The organism is Metapseudomonas resinovorans DSM 21078 (genome assembly GCF_000423545.1).
GTDB lineage: Bacteria > Pseudomonadota > Gammaproteobacteria > Pseudomonadales > Pseudomonadaceae > Metapseudomonas > Metapseudomonas resinovorans.
The window spans coordinates 100,018-113,561 of the sequence record NZ_AUIE01000027.1 but is presented as its reverse complement, the minus strand read 5'-3'; the positions used below and the strand labels follow the sequence as shown (position 1 = coordinate 113,561).

13 protein-coding genes are annotated in these 13,544 nt (G+C 64.1%); 6 read left to right on the top strand and 7 right to left on the bottom strand.

Annotated elements, in window-relative coordinates; all coding sequences use genetic code 11:
• A partial coding sequence (locus G559_RS29100; RefSeq protein ID WP_036997585.1) for an OprD family outer membrane porin occupies positions 1–327 on the top strand: 327 nt, incomplete at its 5' end.
• Between the two features lie 220 nt (positions 328–547).
• Here G559_RS29100 and G559_RS0119170 read toward each other — a convergent pair.
• The gene (locus G559_RS0119170) at positions 548–1,054 is read right to left on the bottom strand and encodes a DUF1993 domain-containing protein (protein ID WP_028629797.1); all 507 of its coding nucleotides are present in this window, start codon (positions 1,052–1,054) and stop codon (positions 548–550) included.
• Positions 1,055–1,205: 151 nt separating this feature from the next.
• On the opposite strand from G559_RS0119170, the gene G559_RS0119165 reads away from it, so the two are divergent.
• The 5 genes from G559_RS0119165 to G559_RS0119145 all read left to right on the top strand — a co-directional run bounded on the left by G559_RS0119165 (position 1,206) and on the right by G559_RS0119145 (position 4,523).
• Positions 1,206–2,114 (top strand): LysR substrate-binding domain-containing protein, encoded by a 909-nt coding sequence (locus tag G559_RS0119165; protein WP_028629796.1) that lies wholly within the window; start codon positions 1,206–1,208, stop codon positions 2,112–2,114.
• 98 nt (positions 2,115–2,212) lie between these two features.
• Positions 2,213–3,394: an MFS transporter gene (locus G559_RS0119160; protein WP_028629795.1), complete on the top strand. Its 1,182-nt coding sequence runs from the start codon at positions 2,213–2,215 to the stop codon at positions 3,392–3,394.
• Between the two features lie 16 nt (positions 3,395–3,410).
• Positions 3,411–3,758: an MmcQ/YjbR family DNA-binding protein gene (locus G559_RS0119155; protein WP_028629794.1), complete on the top strand. Its 348-nt coding sequence runs from the start codon at positions 3,411–3,413 to the stop codon at positions 3,756–3,758.
• A 68-nt stretch (positions 3,759–3,826) separates the two neighbouring features.
• Positions 3,827–3,961 (top strand): hypothetical protein, encoded by a 135-nt coding sequence (locus G559_RS30970; RefSeq protein WP_305955940.1) that lies wholly within the window; start codon positions 3,827–3,829, stop codon positions 3,959–3,961.
• Positions 3,962–3,965: 4 nt separating this feature from the next.
• Positions 3,966–4,523, top strand: a complete 558-nt coding sequence (locus G559_RS0119145; RefSeq protein ID WP_028629793.1) for a putative glycolipid-binding domain-containing protein — start codon at positions 3,966–3,968, stop codon at positions 4,521–4,523.
• A gap of 299 nt (positions 4,524–4,822) precedes the next feature.
• Here G559_RS0119145 and G559_RS0119140 read toward each other — a convergent pair whose 3' ends face one another.
• The 6 genes from G559_RS0119140 to G559_RS0119115 form a co-directional block, all read right to left on the bottom strand.
• Positions 4,823–7,882, bottom strand: a complete 3,060-nt coding sequence (locus G559_RS0119140) for an efflux RND transporter permease subunit (protein ID WP_028629792.1) — start codon at positions 7,880–7,882, stop codon at positions 4,823–4,825.
• Entirely contained in the window at positions 7,879–8,895 is a 1,017-nt protein-coding gene (locus tag G559_RS0119135; protein ID WP_028629791.1) for an efflux RND transporter periplasmic adaptor subunit, read from the bottom strand. The genes G559_RS0119140 and G559_RS0119135 overlap by 4 nt, the downstream gene beginning before the upstream one ends.
• A gap of 109 nt (positions 8,896–9,004) precedes the next feature.
• Positions 9,005–9,784, bottom strand: coding sequence for an ABC transporter permease (locus tag G559_RS0119130; protein ID WP_028629790.1), 780 nt, complete (start codon positions 9,782–9,784; stop codon positions 9,005–9,007).
• Positions 9,781–10,713 carry an ABC transporter ATP-binding protein gene (locus tag G559_RS0119125; RefSeq protein WP_028629789.1) on the bottom strand — a complete coding sequence of 311 codons (933 nt, stop codon included), beginning with the start codon at positions 10,711–10,713 and terminating at the stop codon, positions 9,781–9,783. Before G559_RS0119125 ends, G559_RS0119130 begins: the two co-directional genes overlap by 4 nt.
• Before the next feature lie 114 nt (positions 10,714–10,827).
• Positions 10,828–11,448 carry a glutathione S-transferase family protein gene (locus tag G559_RS0119120; RefSeq protein ID WP_028629788.1) on the bottom strand — a complete coding sequence of 207 codons (621 nt, stop codon included), beginning with the start codon at positions 11,446–11,448 and terminating at the stop codon, positions 10,828–10,830.
• Between the two features lie 90 nt (positions 11,449–11,538).
• Positions 11,539–13,503 carry a HAMP domain-containing methyl-accepting chemotaxis protein gene (locus G559_RS0119115; RefSeq protein WP_028629787.1) on the bottom strand — a complete coding sequence of 655 codons (1,965 nt, stop codon included), beginning with the start codon at positions 13,501–13,503 and terminating at the stop codon, positions 11,539–11,541.
• Positions 13,504–13,544: the final 41 nt, after the last annotated feature.

Here is a 13,544-nt window from a genome sequence, read left to right as displayed (position 1 = left end):
CTGGTCAACTACGTGCAGATCGGCGACTTCGCCAACAAGGACGAGAAATCCTGGCAGGCCCGTTACGACTACAACTTCGCCAGCCTCGGCATTCCCGGCCTGACCTTCATGACCCGCTACCTGACCGGCGACAACATCGACCTGGGTGCCGGTCGTGAAGACGGCAAGGAGTGGGAACGCAACATGGACATCGCCTACGTCTTCCAGGAAGGCCCGCTGAAGAACTTCGGCGTCAAATGGCGCAACGCAACGGTGCGCTCCACCAACTTCGGTAGCGATATCGACGAAAACCGCCTGATCCTCAGCTACGTGCTGCCGCTCTGGTAAGCCCACCGCAAACGAAGAAGCCCACCCATCCGGTGGGCTTCTTTCATTCGAACGTGGGAAACCACGCCCTTAGGGCGTGGCCATGAGTGATCGGCACTGCTTGTGACGATCGAATTGCCTGATTTACAGAATGAAGTCGGATTGTCAGTAGCCCGGATGCAATCCGAACCACGAACGGCAGACACGAAATGCGGTGTCCAACTGGCACCGGACGAACGCGTCAGACGCCGCCCAGGTAATCCATCTTGCCCACGTCCACGCCGTTGTGGCGGAGGATGGCGTAGGTGGTGGTGATGTGGAAATAGAAGTTCGGCAGGGCGAAGCCGAGCAGATAGTCGCGACCGCTGAAGCTGATCTCGCCACTGCGCATCTTCAGCACCACAGTGCGGCTTTCGCTGCCTTCCAGCTGGGCAGCGTCTATGCCCTGGATGAACGCCTGAGTCTTGGCGATGCGCGCCTGCAGTTCCTCGAAGGTGGTTTCGCTGTCGACCCAACTCGGTACCTCGATGTTGGCCAGGCGCGCCGCGCATCCCTTGGCCATATCGCTGGCGATTTGCACCTGACGGGCCAAGGCGTACATATCCGGCGCCAGGCGCGACTCGATGAACACCTTGGGATCGATGCCACGCGCCAGGGCGTTGGCCTCGCCTTTCTTGAGGATGTTGGACAGGTTGCCGAGCATGCGCGCCAGAACCGGGATAGACGCCTCGTACATAGACAAGGACATGGTGATCGCTCCGTTTTCGGGTGGATGGGAGAGGCTCAGGTATAGCGCTTGGCCGGCCGCCCGGCAATGTGCGCGAAAGTCCCGCCAGATCGGGCAATGGCGCGGTAAAGTCACCCAACGCGATAGCTCGTCCCACCCGCAGGACAAAACCATGCAAGACCTCAACGATCTCTTCTATTTCGCCAAGGTGGTAGAGCACGGCGGCTTCTCGTCTGCCGGCCGCCTGCTCGGCATACCCAAGTCGCGCCTTTCACGGCGCATTGCCGAACTGGAAACCCGGCTCGGCGCGCGTCTGCTGCAACGCACCACACGCAAGCTGGCGCTGACCGATGTTGGCGAGCGCTTCCTGCGCCATTGCCAGGCCATGCTGCTGGAGGCCGAGCAGGCCGAGGAAGTGGTGGCCAGTCTTACCGTCGAACCCCGGGGTCGCCTGCGGGTGTCCTGCCCGGTGGAGCTGGCGCACTCGATGCTCAAGCACGTGATAGCCGAGTTCCTCCAGCACTATCCGCTGGTGCAACTGGACATGATCCTCACCAACCGCCGGGTGGATCTACGTGAGGAAGGCGTGGACGTAGCCCTTCGGGTGCGCGAGGAAGGGGACGAAGACCCGACCCTGATCGCTCGTCCCTTGCGACCGGCGCAGGCCTTCCTGGTGGCCGCGCCCAGCCTGCTGGAGGGCAGGAGTATCCGTACCCCGGACGACCTCCAGCACTTGCCAGCCCTCGGCGGCCTGGAGGCTGACCGACGCATCCACCACTACCTGCATGACGGCCGCGGCAATCGCCGCGAAGTGGTCCTGGAGGCCCGCCTGGGCATCGAGGACTTCGATGTCCGCAAGCACGCGGTGCTGGCGGGCCTGGGTTTCAGCATGCTGCCGCAGATGAACTGCGAAGCCGAGTTGCGCGACGGTAGCCTGGTGCGCCTGCTGCCGGAATGGAGCCTGCCGGGCGGCCATCTGCAAGCGGTCTACACCCACCGGCGCGGCATGCTGCCGGCGGTCCGCGCCTGGATCGAGCACCTCGTGGAAGCCTTCTCCCACAGCCAGATTCCCATCATCTGAACCTTGGCCAGCAAGACAACCATTAGCTAGCTTCCTTTGCCGCCGCGAGTCGGGGATGATGGCGACATTCCCCGTCCGTCCCAATTCCAGGTTCTGCCATGAGCACGCCACGGCCGTCCGCGTCCTCCTCCACGCTGCAGATCATTACCGTCGTCTTCTTCACCTTCATCAGCTTCCTCTGTGTCGGGCTGCCGATTGCCGTGTTGCCCGGCTACGTGCATGACGACATGGGCTACGGATCGGTGATGGCGGGGATCGTCATCAGCGTGCAGTACCTCGCCACCCTCCTCTCCCGCCCCATGTCGGGAAGCCTGGCCGACCGGCTGGGCGCCAAGCGCGCGGTCATGTACGGCATGGCGGGCTGCGGCCTGTCCGGGGTACTGACGCTGCTCTCCACCTCGCTGGCGCAGTTCCCCCTGCTGAGTCTGGCGCTTCTGCTCGGCGGGCGCGTAATGCTGGGCATTGGCCAGGGCCTGGTGGGCACGGGTTCCATCAGTTGGGGCGTGGGCCTGGTGGGTGCGGAAAACATGGCGCGGGTGATTTCCTTCAACGGCATCGCCTCCTATGGCGCGGTGGCCATCGGCGCGCCACTGGGCGTGGTTCTGGTCGATGGCCTCGGCCTATGGAGCATCGGTGGGCTGATGGCAGTGCTCTGTGCCATTGCCCTGCTGCTGGCCTGGCCCAAGCCCCCCTCGCCCATCGTCCACGGCGAGCGGCTGCCCTTCAGCAATGTCTTCCTGCGCATCGCCCCCAACGGCACGGCCCTGGCCCTGGGCTCCATCGGCTTTGGCACCCTGGCCACGTTCATCACCCTCTACTACGCCAGCGTGGGTTGGGAAGGTGCCGCTTACTGCCTCACCGCCTTCGGCTGCGCCTTCATCGGTGCCCGGCTGCTGTTCGTCAACAGCATCAAGCACCTGGGCGGTTACCGGGTGGCCATCGTCTGTCTGGTGGTGGAAAGCCTCGGCTTGTTCCTGTTGTGGGCGGCGCCGACGCCTTGGCTGGCGCTGGCCGGCGCGGCGCTGACCGGTTTCGGCCTGTCGCTGGTCTATCCTGCCCTCGGTGTCGAGGCCGTCACGCGCATTCCAGCCGCCAGCCGCAGTTCGGCCCTGGGCGCCTACGCGGTATTCTTCGACCTGGCCCTGGGTATCGCCGGGCCACTCATGGGCGCAATTGCCAGTGGTGCGGGCTTCGCCACGATCTTCCTGGTCGCTGCGCTGATGGCCCTGACCGGCATGCTAGTGAGCCTCTGGCTGCTACGCAGCGAAACCCGAACCTGAAGGAACAGGAGCACGCATGACCCCTGATCAAGTCGCCGCCTTCTGCCTGCAGCTTCCCGGTGCCCGGGAAGACCTCAAATGGGGCAGCAACCGGGTGTTCTCGATAGCCGGCAACAAGATGTTCGCCATTATTAATTTCCTGGGTGATGGCCTGACCTTCAAGGTCGATAAGGACCTGTTCCTCGGTTACGTCGACCGCCCCGGCATCATTCCCGCGCCTTACCTGGCGCGGGCCCACTGGATCGCCATGCAACGCCCCTACCCCATGGGCGACGGCGAGTTGCGCGAGCTGATCACCCGCTCCCACCAACTGGTGGTCGCGCGCCTGCCGAAGATCCGCCAGGTGGGGCTGCTGCTCGACTGATTCCCCCAACGACAAGGAAGTCCCATGCCCGTTCGCTCGTTTGCCCTGATCGCCCTGCTCCTGTTCGGATGTACCAGGACAATCGCCGCCAGGGCCACAGCCTGGCCTACTTGCTACCCTTCTACCTGTTGACCGCAGCGTTCGCCTCCATCGGGCCACTGCTCTATCTGGTCCTGCGAAAGACCCAGCGCCACGAGGCATGAGCTGATGAGAACCACAGCCCTCTGGACCCACCTCTGGAACAACCGCGCCCCCACCCATGGCCTGGAGGACTTCCGTCTGGAGGGGCGCCGGGTGGACAGCGGCATGCTGGCCTTTGACGACGATGGCAAGCCGTACCGGCTGAACTACACCCTGGAATACGAAAAGGGTTGGGAACCCAGGGCCTTCAGCGCCACGGTGCGTGATGGGCGCGGCAGCCGCACCCTGACCCTGCGCCGTGACGGCCTGCACTGGTTCGATGGCAACGGCCAGAAGCTGCCCGAGCTGTCGGGTAGCCTCGACCTGGACCTCTGGCCCACCCCCTTCACCAACAGCCCGAGCATCTGGCGGCTGTTCCTCAACCCGGAAGAGCGCCGGGAGATCGAGGCAGTGTTCGTCGAAGCGCCGCATCTGAGCGTGCGGCGCATGCGCCAGGCCTACACCCGCCTCGACCAGAGCCATTACCTCTACCAGAACCTCGACGGCAGCGGCTTCGAAGCAGTGCTGACCCTGGACGAGGATGGGCTGGTGAACCGCTATCCGAAGTTCTTTCAGCGCTTGTAACGGGTAGGGGCAACCTGTTGTAGGGGTGAATTCATTCGCTCTGTCTTCGTTAGCTGTTGCGAGAGATTCACCCTCCGACCAAGGGCCCTGTAGGAGCTGGCTCGCCAGCGAAACGGGGCCATTCGCTGGCAAGCCAGCTCCTACGGGTAACGCGACTGCATGCAACACGTCATGCGGACAGAGCCAATACATTCGCCAACCGGACCGCAGGTTCGGCCTCAAGGACCTCAGGGGGGGCAGCTGCGCTGCCCTTGGCGATTGAAATCGCCCCCACAAGCGCAACCATCAGGTGAGCAGGATCACGCTGGCGCCGCCTCCAGCTTGTGGATCGGCTTCCAGCGGCGCAGCAGTTGATAGAGGGTCGGCACCACGAACAGGGTGAAGAAGGTCCCCACCAGCAAACCGCCGACGATCACCATGCCGATCTGCTGCCGGCTTTCCGCACCGGCGCCCGTGGCGATGGCCAGTGGCACCGAGCCCAGCACCATGGCACCGGTGGTCATCAGGATCGGCCGCAGGCGCTTCACCGAGGCTTCCATCACCGCTTCGTGCAGGTCCACGCCCTGGCGCAGCAACTGATTGGCGAATTCGACGATGAGAATGCCGTGCTTGGTGATCAGGCCGATGAGCGTGACCATGCCCACCTGGGAGTAGATGTTCAGGGTGCCGCCGAAGAAGGTCAGCGCCAGCAGCGCACCGGCCATGGAGAGCGGCACGCTGAAGAGGATGATCATCGGGTCGATGAAGCTCTCGAACTGCGCCGCCAGCACCAGGTAGATGAACACCAGGGCCAGGGCGAAGATCAGCGCCACGCCACTGCTGGAATCCTTGAAGTCACGCGAGGTGCCGGTGTAGTCGAACTGGGTGTCTGGCGGGAACACCTCGCGCGCCGCCACTTCCAGGTGGTCGAGGGCCTCACCCAGGGTGTAGCCGGAACCGACGTTGGCGGTCACGGTGACTGCGCGCAGCTGGTTGAAGTGATTGAGCTCGCGGGGCGCCACGGTTTCGCGAACGTCGATCAGGTTGGCCAGTTGCACCATGCTGTCGTTGCGGCCGCGCACGTACACGCGGTTGAGGTCGTCCGGGTTGCTGCGGTCGACGTTGGCCAGTTGCACCAGCACGTCGTACTGCTCGCCGTTCTGCTTGAAGCGCGTTACCTGGCGGCTGCCGAACAGGCTTTCCAGGCTACGGCCGATGGCCGCGGTGTCCGTGCCCACCGCCACCGCCTGCTCGCGGTTGACCGTGACCTTGAGCTGCGGCGCGTTGAGCTTGAGGTCGCTGTCCAGGCTTTCCAGCCCGGGAAAGTCGCGCACGCGCTCCATCAACTGATCGACGTACCCCTGCAGCTCGCTGTACTCCAGCGACGAGCGGATCACGAAGTTCACCGGCTGGTTGCGTGCGCTCTGCCCCAGCGGCGGACGGTTGATGGGGAAGGCCCGCACGCCGGGAATGTCGCGCAGTTTGGGCAGGAGTTCGTCACGGATTTCGAACTGGCTGCGCTCGCGGTCATCCCAGGGCTCCAGCTTGAGGAAGGACAGGCCCTGGGCCACGGTCGGGAAGCCCACCACCACCATGTAGCGGTTGGCTTCGGGGATGGTCTGGTAGGCCTCTTCCAGCATTTTCGCGTAGCGACTGGTGTATTCGATGGTGGCGCCGTCGGGGCCGTTGAACGAGCCGACGATGGTGCCGGTGTCTTCGGTGGGGGCCAGCTCGCTGCGCAAGCCGCTGAACAGCACCAGGCACAACACCAGGATCGCCGCCAACAGCAGGACAATGAGCATCCAGGCGTGCAGCACCCGCTCCAGCAGGTGGCGATAGCTGTAGGTCAGTGCGTGGAGAAAGGACTCCACCAGGTTGTAGAAGCGCCCATGCTGCTGCGCCCCGTGGGGCTTGAGCAGGTGGCCGCACATCATCGGCGACAGGGTCAGGGCGACGAAGCCGGATACCAGCACCGCACCAGCCAGGGTCCAGGAGAATTCGGTGAAGAGCTTGCCGGAGGTGCCCTGCATGAAACCGATGGGGGCATAGACGGCCGCCAGGGTCAGGGTCATGGCGACAACCGCGAAGGCAATCTCGCGACTGCCCTTGTAGGCAGCCTGGAGCGGCGACATGCCCTCCTCGATGTGCCGGTGGATGTTCTCCAGCACGACGATGGCATCGTCCACTACAAGGCCGATGGCGAGCACCATGGCCAGCAGCGTCAGGGTATTGATGGAGAAACCCAGTAGCACCATGAGGCTGAAGGCGCCGATCAGCGACACCGGGATGGTCACCAGCGGAATCAGGGTGGCGCGCAGGGAACGCAGGAACAGGAAGATGATCAGGATGACCAGCACCACCGCTTCCCAGATGGTGGTGTAGACGTTGTCGATGGACTCGCGGATGAACAGCGAGCTGTCGTTGGCGATGGTCATTTTCATGCCGTCGGGCAGCAAGGCTTGCAGTTCCGGCAGCGCGGCATTGAGACCGTCGGAGATTTCCAGCGGATTGGCCGTAGCCTGTTTGACCAGCCCGAGGGACACGGCCGAGCGCCCATTGAAGCGCACGATGCTGCGCTCGTCTGCGGCGCCGATCTCGGCATGACCGACGTCGGCCAGGCGCAGCAGGTAGCCGCGCTGGTCGTTGAGGATCAGGTCGTTGAATTCCTCGGGGGTGCGCAGGTCGGTTTCCGACAGCACGCTGAATTCGCGCTGCACGGACTCGATGCGCCCTGCCGGAATTTCAACGTTCTGCCGGCGCAGGGCATCTTCCACGTCCTGCACCGTGAGGTCGTGGGCGGCGAGCTTTTCCGGGTCCAGCCAGATGCGCATGGCGAAGCGCCGGGCACCACGGATCTGCACCTCGGAGACGCCGGGAATGGTCTGCACGCGGTCGCGTATCACCCGTTCGAGCACATCGGTGATCTCCATCGCCGAATGCCGCTCGCTGTAGAAGGCGATCCAGATCACCGGCTGGGCGTCGGCCTCGACCTTTTGCACGATGGGCTCGTTGATCTCGTCCGGCAGCAGGCCGCGTACCCGGCCCAGGCGGTCGCGCACATCGTTGGCAGCCTCGTCGGCGTTGGTGCCGAGGCGGAACTGTGCGGTGATCTGGGTGTTCTCCGAGCGGCTGATGGAGGCCACGAAGTCCAGGCCCTCGATGCCCGACAGCACGTCCTCGATGGGCTGGGCCACCTGGGATTCCATGATCTCCGGGCTGGCGCCGGGATAGATGACGTTGACGGTGACGATGGGCACGTCGATGTTGGGGTATTCCCGCACCGCGAGGCGCTGATAAGCCAGCAGCCCGAGCAGCACCAGGATCAGCGACAGGACGGTGGCAAATACCGGCCTGCGGATGCACACATCAGAGAGGGTCATGCCCCACCTCGCGCTACGGTGCGGACCTCCAGCCCGGGACTGACCTTCTGCCAGCCCGCAGTAATGACCTGCTCGTTGCCCTGCAGGCCCTCACGAACCTCGGCCTTGCCGCGCAGGCGCTGGCCGATCTTGATCTGCCGGCGCTCCACCTTGCCGTCCACCACGACGTTGACGAACAACTGCTGCCCCACAGGCATCACGGCCTCTTCGGGAATCAGCAGGGCCTGCGGGCGCTCGGCGAGGATCACCGATACCTTCACGAACTGGCCGGGCTTGAGTCGGTGTTCCTTGTTGGGAATCTGCGCGCGGATGGCCTGGCTGCGGCCGATCTCGTCCAGGCGCGGGTTGAGGGCGATGATCTCGCCGCGGAAGCGCTCTCCCGGATAGGTGTCCAGGCTGAGCTCCACCGGCTGGCCAAGACTCACCTGGCTGACCGCCTTCTGCGGGATACGGAAATCCACCTTCAACGGGTCCAGCACTTCCAGGTTGACCATGTCCTGCCCAGCGCTGAGGTAGTCACCGACGCTGACCTGGCGAAGTCCCAGGGTGCCGTCGTAGGGCGCGCGGATCTGGGTCTTGTCGAGGCGTGCCTGGGCCAGCGCCAGGCTGGCACGCGCCGCCTGTTCCTGGGACATTGACTCGTCCTGCGCCTGGGCATTGCTGGCGCCCCGGGAGTACAGCATCTTCGCCCGTTCATAGCTCTTTTCCGCCAGGTCGAGGTTGGCGCGGGCCTGGGCCAGCTCGGCGCGGGCGATGGCGTCGTCCAGGCTGATCAGGAGCTCGCCGCCCTTGACCGTCTCACCCTCGCGGAAATGCAGGCTGGCCACCCTGCCCTCCACTTCCGGGCGGATCATCACCGACTCGTCCGAGCGCAGCGAACCGAAGGTCACCAGTTCGTCGCGCACCAGCGCCCGCTGAGGCTCGGCCACTTCCACCAGCGGCGCCTCCTGGGCCACGGCGGACAACGAGGCAAGCGCCCCGAACAACAGCCAAACACTGCGGCGGACCATCATTTGGAGCCCCTGGGACGATTCGGAAGGAAAGAAGTCTGCCGACTGTATCGGCAGACCTCGATCAGCGGCATCCAGAAGATAATGCCACTCTGTGTCGCTTTGTTTCGCCTTATTGGCGCATGCCGCGACCGCTGACCAGCAGGCGGATGCAGGCAACGTAAAGAATGACCATGGTCAGCAGCATCAGGGCGATGGCGACGCCGATGTTGATGTCGGAAACACCCAGGATGCCGTAACGAAAGGCGTTGACCATGTGCAGGATCGGGTTGCCCAGGGACACCGTCTGCCAGAACGGCGGCAGCTGGTGGATCGAGTAGAACACGCCGCCCAGGTAGGTCAGCGGGGTCAGCACGAAGGTCGGAATGATCGAGATATCGTCGAAGTTGCGCGCATAGACCGCGTTGATGAACCCACCCAGGGAGAAGATGGTGGCAGTCAGCAGCACCACCAGCGCCGTCACCCCGATGTGGTGCACCTGGAGCTTGGTGAAGAACAGCGACAGGAAGGTCACGATCACCCCCACCGCCAGCCCACGCAGCACGCCACCGATGGTGTAACCGAGGAGGATGGTGTGCGCCGACACCGGCGATACCAGCAACTCCTCCACCGAACGCTGGAACTTGCTGCCGAAGAAGCTCGACACCACGTTGCTGTAGGAGTTGGTGATGACCGACATCATGATCAGGCCAGGGACGATGTAGTCCATGTAGCTGAAACCACCCATGTCGCCAATCTGCCGGCCGATCAGGTTGCCGAAGATGACGAAGTACAGGGCCATGGTGATGGCCGGGGGTAGCAGTGTCTGCGGCCAGATCCGCATGAAACGGCGGATTTCGCGATAGACGATGGTATTGAGGGCGACCAGGTTTGCGGAGAGTTCCGAACTCATACGGCCACCTTCGCCAGGTTTTTCTCCACCAGGGACACGAACAGCTCCTCGAGGCGATTGGACTTGTTGCGCATGCTCAGCACGTCGATGTTCAAGGCGGCCAACTGACGGAACAGCTCGGTCAGGCCCTGGGTCTTCTCCACCTGCACTTCCAGGGTGTGGTCATCCACCAGCTCGGCGGGGTAGCCATTGAGCTGGGGCAGCACTTCCAGGGGCTCCTTGAGGTCCAGCAGGAAGGTTTCCTTGTGCAGCTTCTTCAGGAGCTCCTTCATGCTGGTGTTCTCGACGATGCGGCCGTGGTCGATGATGCCGATGTTGCGGCAGAGCTGCTCGGCCTCTTCCAGGTAGTGCGTCGTCAGGATGATGGTGATGCCCTGCTCGTTCAGCTCCGTGAGGAAGCTCCACATGGAGCGGCGCAGCTCGATGTCCACGCCCGCAGTGGGTTCGTCGAGGATCAAGAGGCGCGGCTGGTGGATCAGCGCGCGGGCGATCATCAGGCGGCGCTTCATGCCGCCGGAGAGTTCGCGGGAGGCCGAATTGCGCTTCTCCCACAAGCCGAGCTGGTTCAGGTACTGCTCGGCGCGCTCCTTGGCGATCTTCGCTGGAATGCCATAGTAGCCCGCCTGGGTCACGACGATGTCGAAGACCTTCTCGAACTGGTTGAAGTTGAACTCCTGCGGCACCACGCCCAGGCAGCGCTTGAGCGCGTAGGGCGACTTGTCCAGGTCATTGCCAAAAACACTGACGGTGCCGCTGGTCTTGTTCACCAGGGTGGACAGGATGCCGATGGTGGTGGACTTGCCTGCGCCGTTGGGGCCGAGCAAGGCGAAGAAATCACCTTCGGCCACTTCCAGATCGATGCCTTTGAGGGCCTGGAAGCCATTGCCGTAGGTCTTGGTCAACTGCCGGATGGACAGGGCGGAACTCATGATGGATTCGTCTGCTTCTAAGGAAAGGGGCTAGATAAGGCCGAGTGCCAGCTAATACAACCGGGGATCGCTGCCACTCAGCCTAGGTTCCAATGGCTCTATCGGCGAGCCGGATCAGGTCAGCGCCGTCATCACCGCCTTCTTGTAGGCCGGCCGGGCCTTCAGGCGCGCGTACCAGGCTTCGAGGTTGGGCAGCTCGGGGCGCAGGATCGGCATCTCGAACCAAGCGTAGGCGAAGCAGCCGAGCGGGATATCGCCCATCGCCAGGGCTTCACCCGACAAGTAGGGGCGCTCGGCCAGGGCACGATCGGGAATGGCCAGCAGCTCACCGCAGCGGGTCAGCGCGGTATCGATCAGCGCCTGGTTACGCTCGGCCGGCGGTGTGCGCAGGGTGCCCCAGAACAGGTCGCGAAACGGTGTGGCAAAGCTGGAGGTGGCCCAGTCCATCCACTTGTCACCCTCGGCACGCGCCACCGGCGACTCGGGATAGAGGCTACCCGCGGCATAGCGTGCCGCCAGGTATCGGACAATGGCGTTTGACTCCCAGAGCACCAGGTCGCCGTCCTCGATCATCGGCACCAGGCCGTTGGGATTACGCGCGCGGTAGGTCGGCTCGTTGACCAGGCCAAAGGCACCGCCGGCGTCCCGCTGCTCGTAGGCGACTCCGGCTTCTTCAGCGCACCAGAGCGCCTTGCGCACGTTGGTGGAATTGATTCGCCCCCAGATCTTCAGCATTGCAACACTCCAGGCCGGTTGGACAGGGGCACCATTCTAGGGCCCCGGTCCGCACGACGGAATGCCGAATCCTCCACACTTGCTGCGGACTCAGAGCCGGAAATGCCCCGCCATGCCCTGCAACTCCTGTCCCAGCCGCGCGAGCTGGACGCTGGAGGTTGCCGTTTCGTCCATGGCCATGGCGGACTGGTCGGCGATATCCCGGATGCTGGTGACGCTGCGATTGATCTCCTCGGCTACCGCGCTCTGCTGCTCGGCCGCCGCAGCGATCTGCTGGTTCATCTGGTGGATCAGGGTCACGGCGTCGGCAATGCCGGCCAGTGCTTCCTCGGTCAGGTTGGCATCCTGCACGGTCAGTCCGACCAGGCTTTCGCTCTGCTGCATGTGCTCCACCGAACTGCGCACGCCATCGCGCAGGGTAGCGATCAGCCGTTCGATCTCGGCGGTGGACTGCTGGGTCCGCCGCGCCAGCGCCCGCACTTCGTCCGCGACCACGGCGAATCCACGTCCCTGCTCACCGGCACGGGCCGCTTCGATGGCAGCATTGAGCGCCAGCAGGTTGGTCTGTTCTGCAACGCTCTTGATCACGTCGAGCACGGTACCGATGCTTTGAGTGTCCTGGCTGAGGCGCTGGATGCTGGAAGTGGTTTCCTCCATCGCACGGGCCAGTTGATTGACCCGCTCCAGGGTCTGGCGCACGACCTGGCTGCCGGTGCTGACGCGGTTGTCGGCGGCCTCGGTGGAACTGGCGGCTGCCTCGGCATTGCGCGCCACTTCCTGCACGGTGGCGGCCATCTGGCTCATGGCGGTGGCGACCTGGTCGGTTTCTTCCTTCTGGCCATTCACGCCTACGCGGGTCTGCTCGGTGACGCTGGACAACGCCTGGGCCGAAGAGGAAATCTGCGCCACGCCGCCCTGCAAGCGGCCGACCATGTCCCGCAGATTGCCGGACATGCCCTGCATGGCTTCCATCAACTGACCGATCTCGTCGCGGCGCTGCACCTCGATGCGGGCACTGAGATCACCCTCGGCGATCTGCCGAGCCAGGCTGATGACCCGGCGCAGCGGCCGAACGATCAACAGGCTGATCAGAGCAGTAGCCGCCAGGCCGATCACCAAGGCCAGGGCCGCTGCCAGCAGGATCAGCAGTGAGCTGGCATCCTGCTGGGCGCGCATGTCGGCCTTTTGCAGTTCGTAGGCGCGCTCTACGGCCTGCACCACCCGGTCAGCCTGGGTCGCCAGGTGCATGTACTCCTGGCGCTGCTGCTCCAGGGACGCGGTGTAATCCTTCAAGCGTTCATTGAAGGAGTCGACGTTGCCGATCACTTCAGTGAGCACGGCGGCGTAGCCGGGGTCCTGCATGGCGTCGCGCAGCTCGGCGGCGAGCTTCTGAGCGTCCAGGGCTTCCTGGATCTGCGGGGCACCGGCCCCTTCCGTGCCCCGGCTCTGCTCCAGGCGCAGGCGGGCCTGGTTGAGCGCCTGCAGGAGCAGTTGATAAACGCGACTGATCTGCCCGCCCTGGGTCACCAGCTCCGCGCCTTCGGCCCCCTGCGAACTCTTCAGCAGGTCTACGCCATCCTCGTTCAGACCGCTTTGCAGCACGTCAAGGCTGTTGGACGCGCTGACCACCAGCCAGTTGGCAGCCTCCAGCGCCAGGCGCTGGTTGTCGGTGAGCTCTACGTAACGGTCAAAAGCCGCGCGGTACTCCGCCATGGCCTGGGTGACTTCGCCCAGGGCCTCGCGCCCCGGACCAGACAATTGCGCGGCCAGTGCCTCGCTGCGGGTGACTATGGCTTCGGCCTGCTGACGCAGCGCCTCGGCGTGCTTGGCGTCAGAGGTAAGGGCATAGTCCTTTTCCGTGCGCCGGATCATCAGCACATCACCGCTGATGGCACGCATCTCCTCAAGAAGACGAGCCCGGCCGTCCACCGCGCGCAGAGCACTGAAGCCGGTGGCCGCTACCACCAGGGTGAGTGCCAGTACGATGCCGAACCCCAGTATCAGCTTGTTGGCCGTGCTCAGGCTCGCCAGCCTGCGTTGCAAGACAGTCCACATGCTCCAACCTCCCCACAAGGCGACAACTGCATGGACGCGAT

What these genes read in the sequence shown, in the direction of transcription:
- G559_RS0119135 (WP_028629791.1), bottom strand. Translation starts at nt 8,895, where the DNA reads ATGATGGTCCGCCGCAGTGTTTGGCTGTTGTTCGGGGCGCTTGCCTCG.
- G559_RS0119130 (WP_028629790.1), bottom strand. Translation starts at nt 9,784, where the DNA reads ATGAGTTCGGAACTCTCCGCAAACCTGGTCGCCCTCAATACCATCGTC.
- G559_RS0119165 (WP_028629796.1), top strand. Translation starts at nt 1,206, where the DNA reads ATGCAAGACCTCAACGATCTCTTCTATTTCGCCAAGGTGGTAGAGCAC.
- G559_RS0119145 (WP_028629793.1), top strand. Translation starts at nt 3,966, where the DNA reads ATGAGAACCACAGCCCTCTGGACCCACCTCTGGAACAACCGCGCCCCC.
- G559_RS0119120 (WP_028629788.1), bottom strand. Translation starts at nt 11,448, where the DNA reads ATGCTGAAGATCTGGGGGCGAATCAATTCCACCAACGTGCGCAAGGCG.
- G559_RS0119170 (WP_028629797.1), bottom strand. Translation starts at nt 1,054, where the DNA reads ATGTCCTTGTCTATGTACGAGGCGTCTATCCCGGTTCTGGCGCGCATG.
- G559_RS0119115 (WP_028629787.1), bottom strand. Translation starts at nt 13,503, where the DNA reads ATGTGGACTGTCTTGCAACGCAGGCTGGCGAGCCTGAGCACGGCCAAC.
- G559_RS0119140 (WP_028629792.1), bottom strand. Translation starts at nt 7,882, where the DNA reads ATGACCCTCTCTGATGTGTGCATCCGCAGGCCGGTATTTGCCACCGTC.
- G559_RS0119155 (WP_028629794.1), top strand. Translation starts at nt 3,411, where the DNA reads ATGACCCCTGATCAAGTCGCCGCCTTCTGCCTGCAGCTTCCCGGTGCC.
- G559_RS0119160 (WP_028629795.1), top strand. Translation starts at nt 2,213, where the DNA reads ATGAGCACGCCACGGCCGTCCGCGTCCTCCTCCACGCTGCAGATCATT.
- G559_RS0119125 (WP_028629789.1), bottom strand. Translation starts at nt 10,713, where the DNA reads ATGAGTTCCGCCCTGTCCATCCGGCAGTTGACCAAGACCTACGGCAAT.
- G559_RS30970 (WP_305955940.1), top strand. Translation starts at nt 3,827, where the DNA reads ATGTACCAGGACAATCGCCGCCAGGGCCACAGCCTGGCCTACTTGCTA.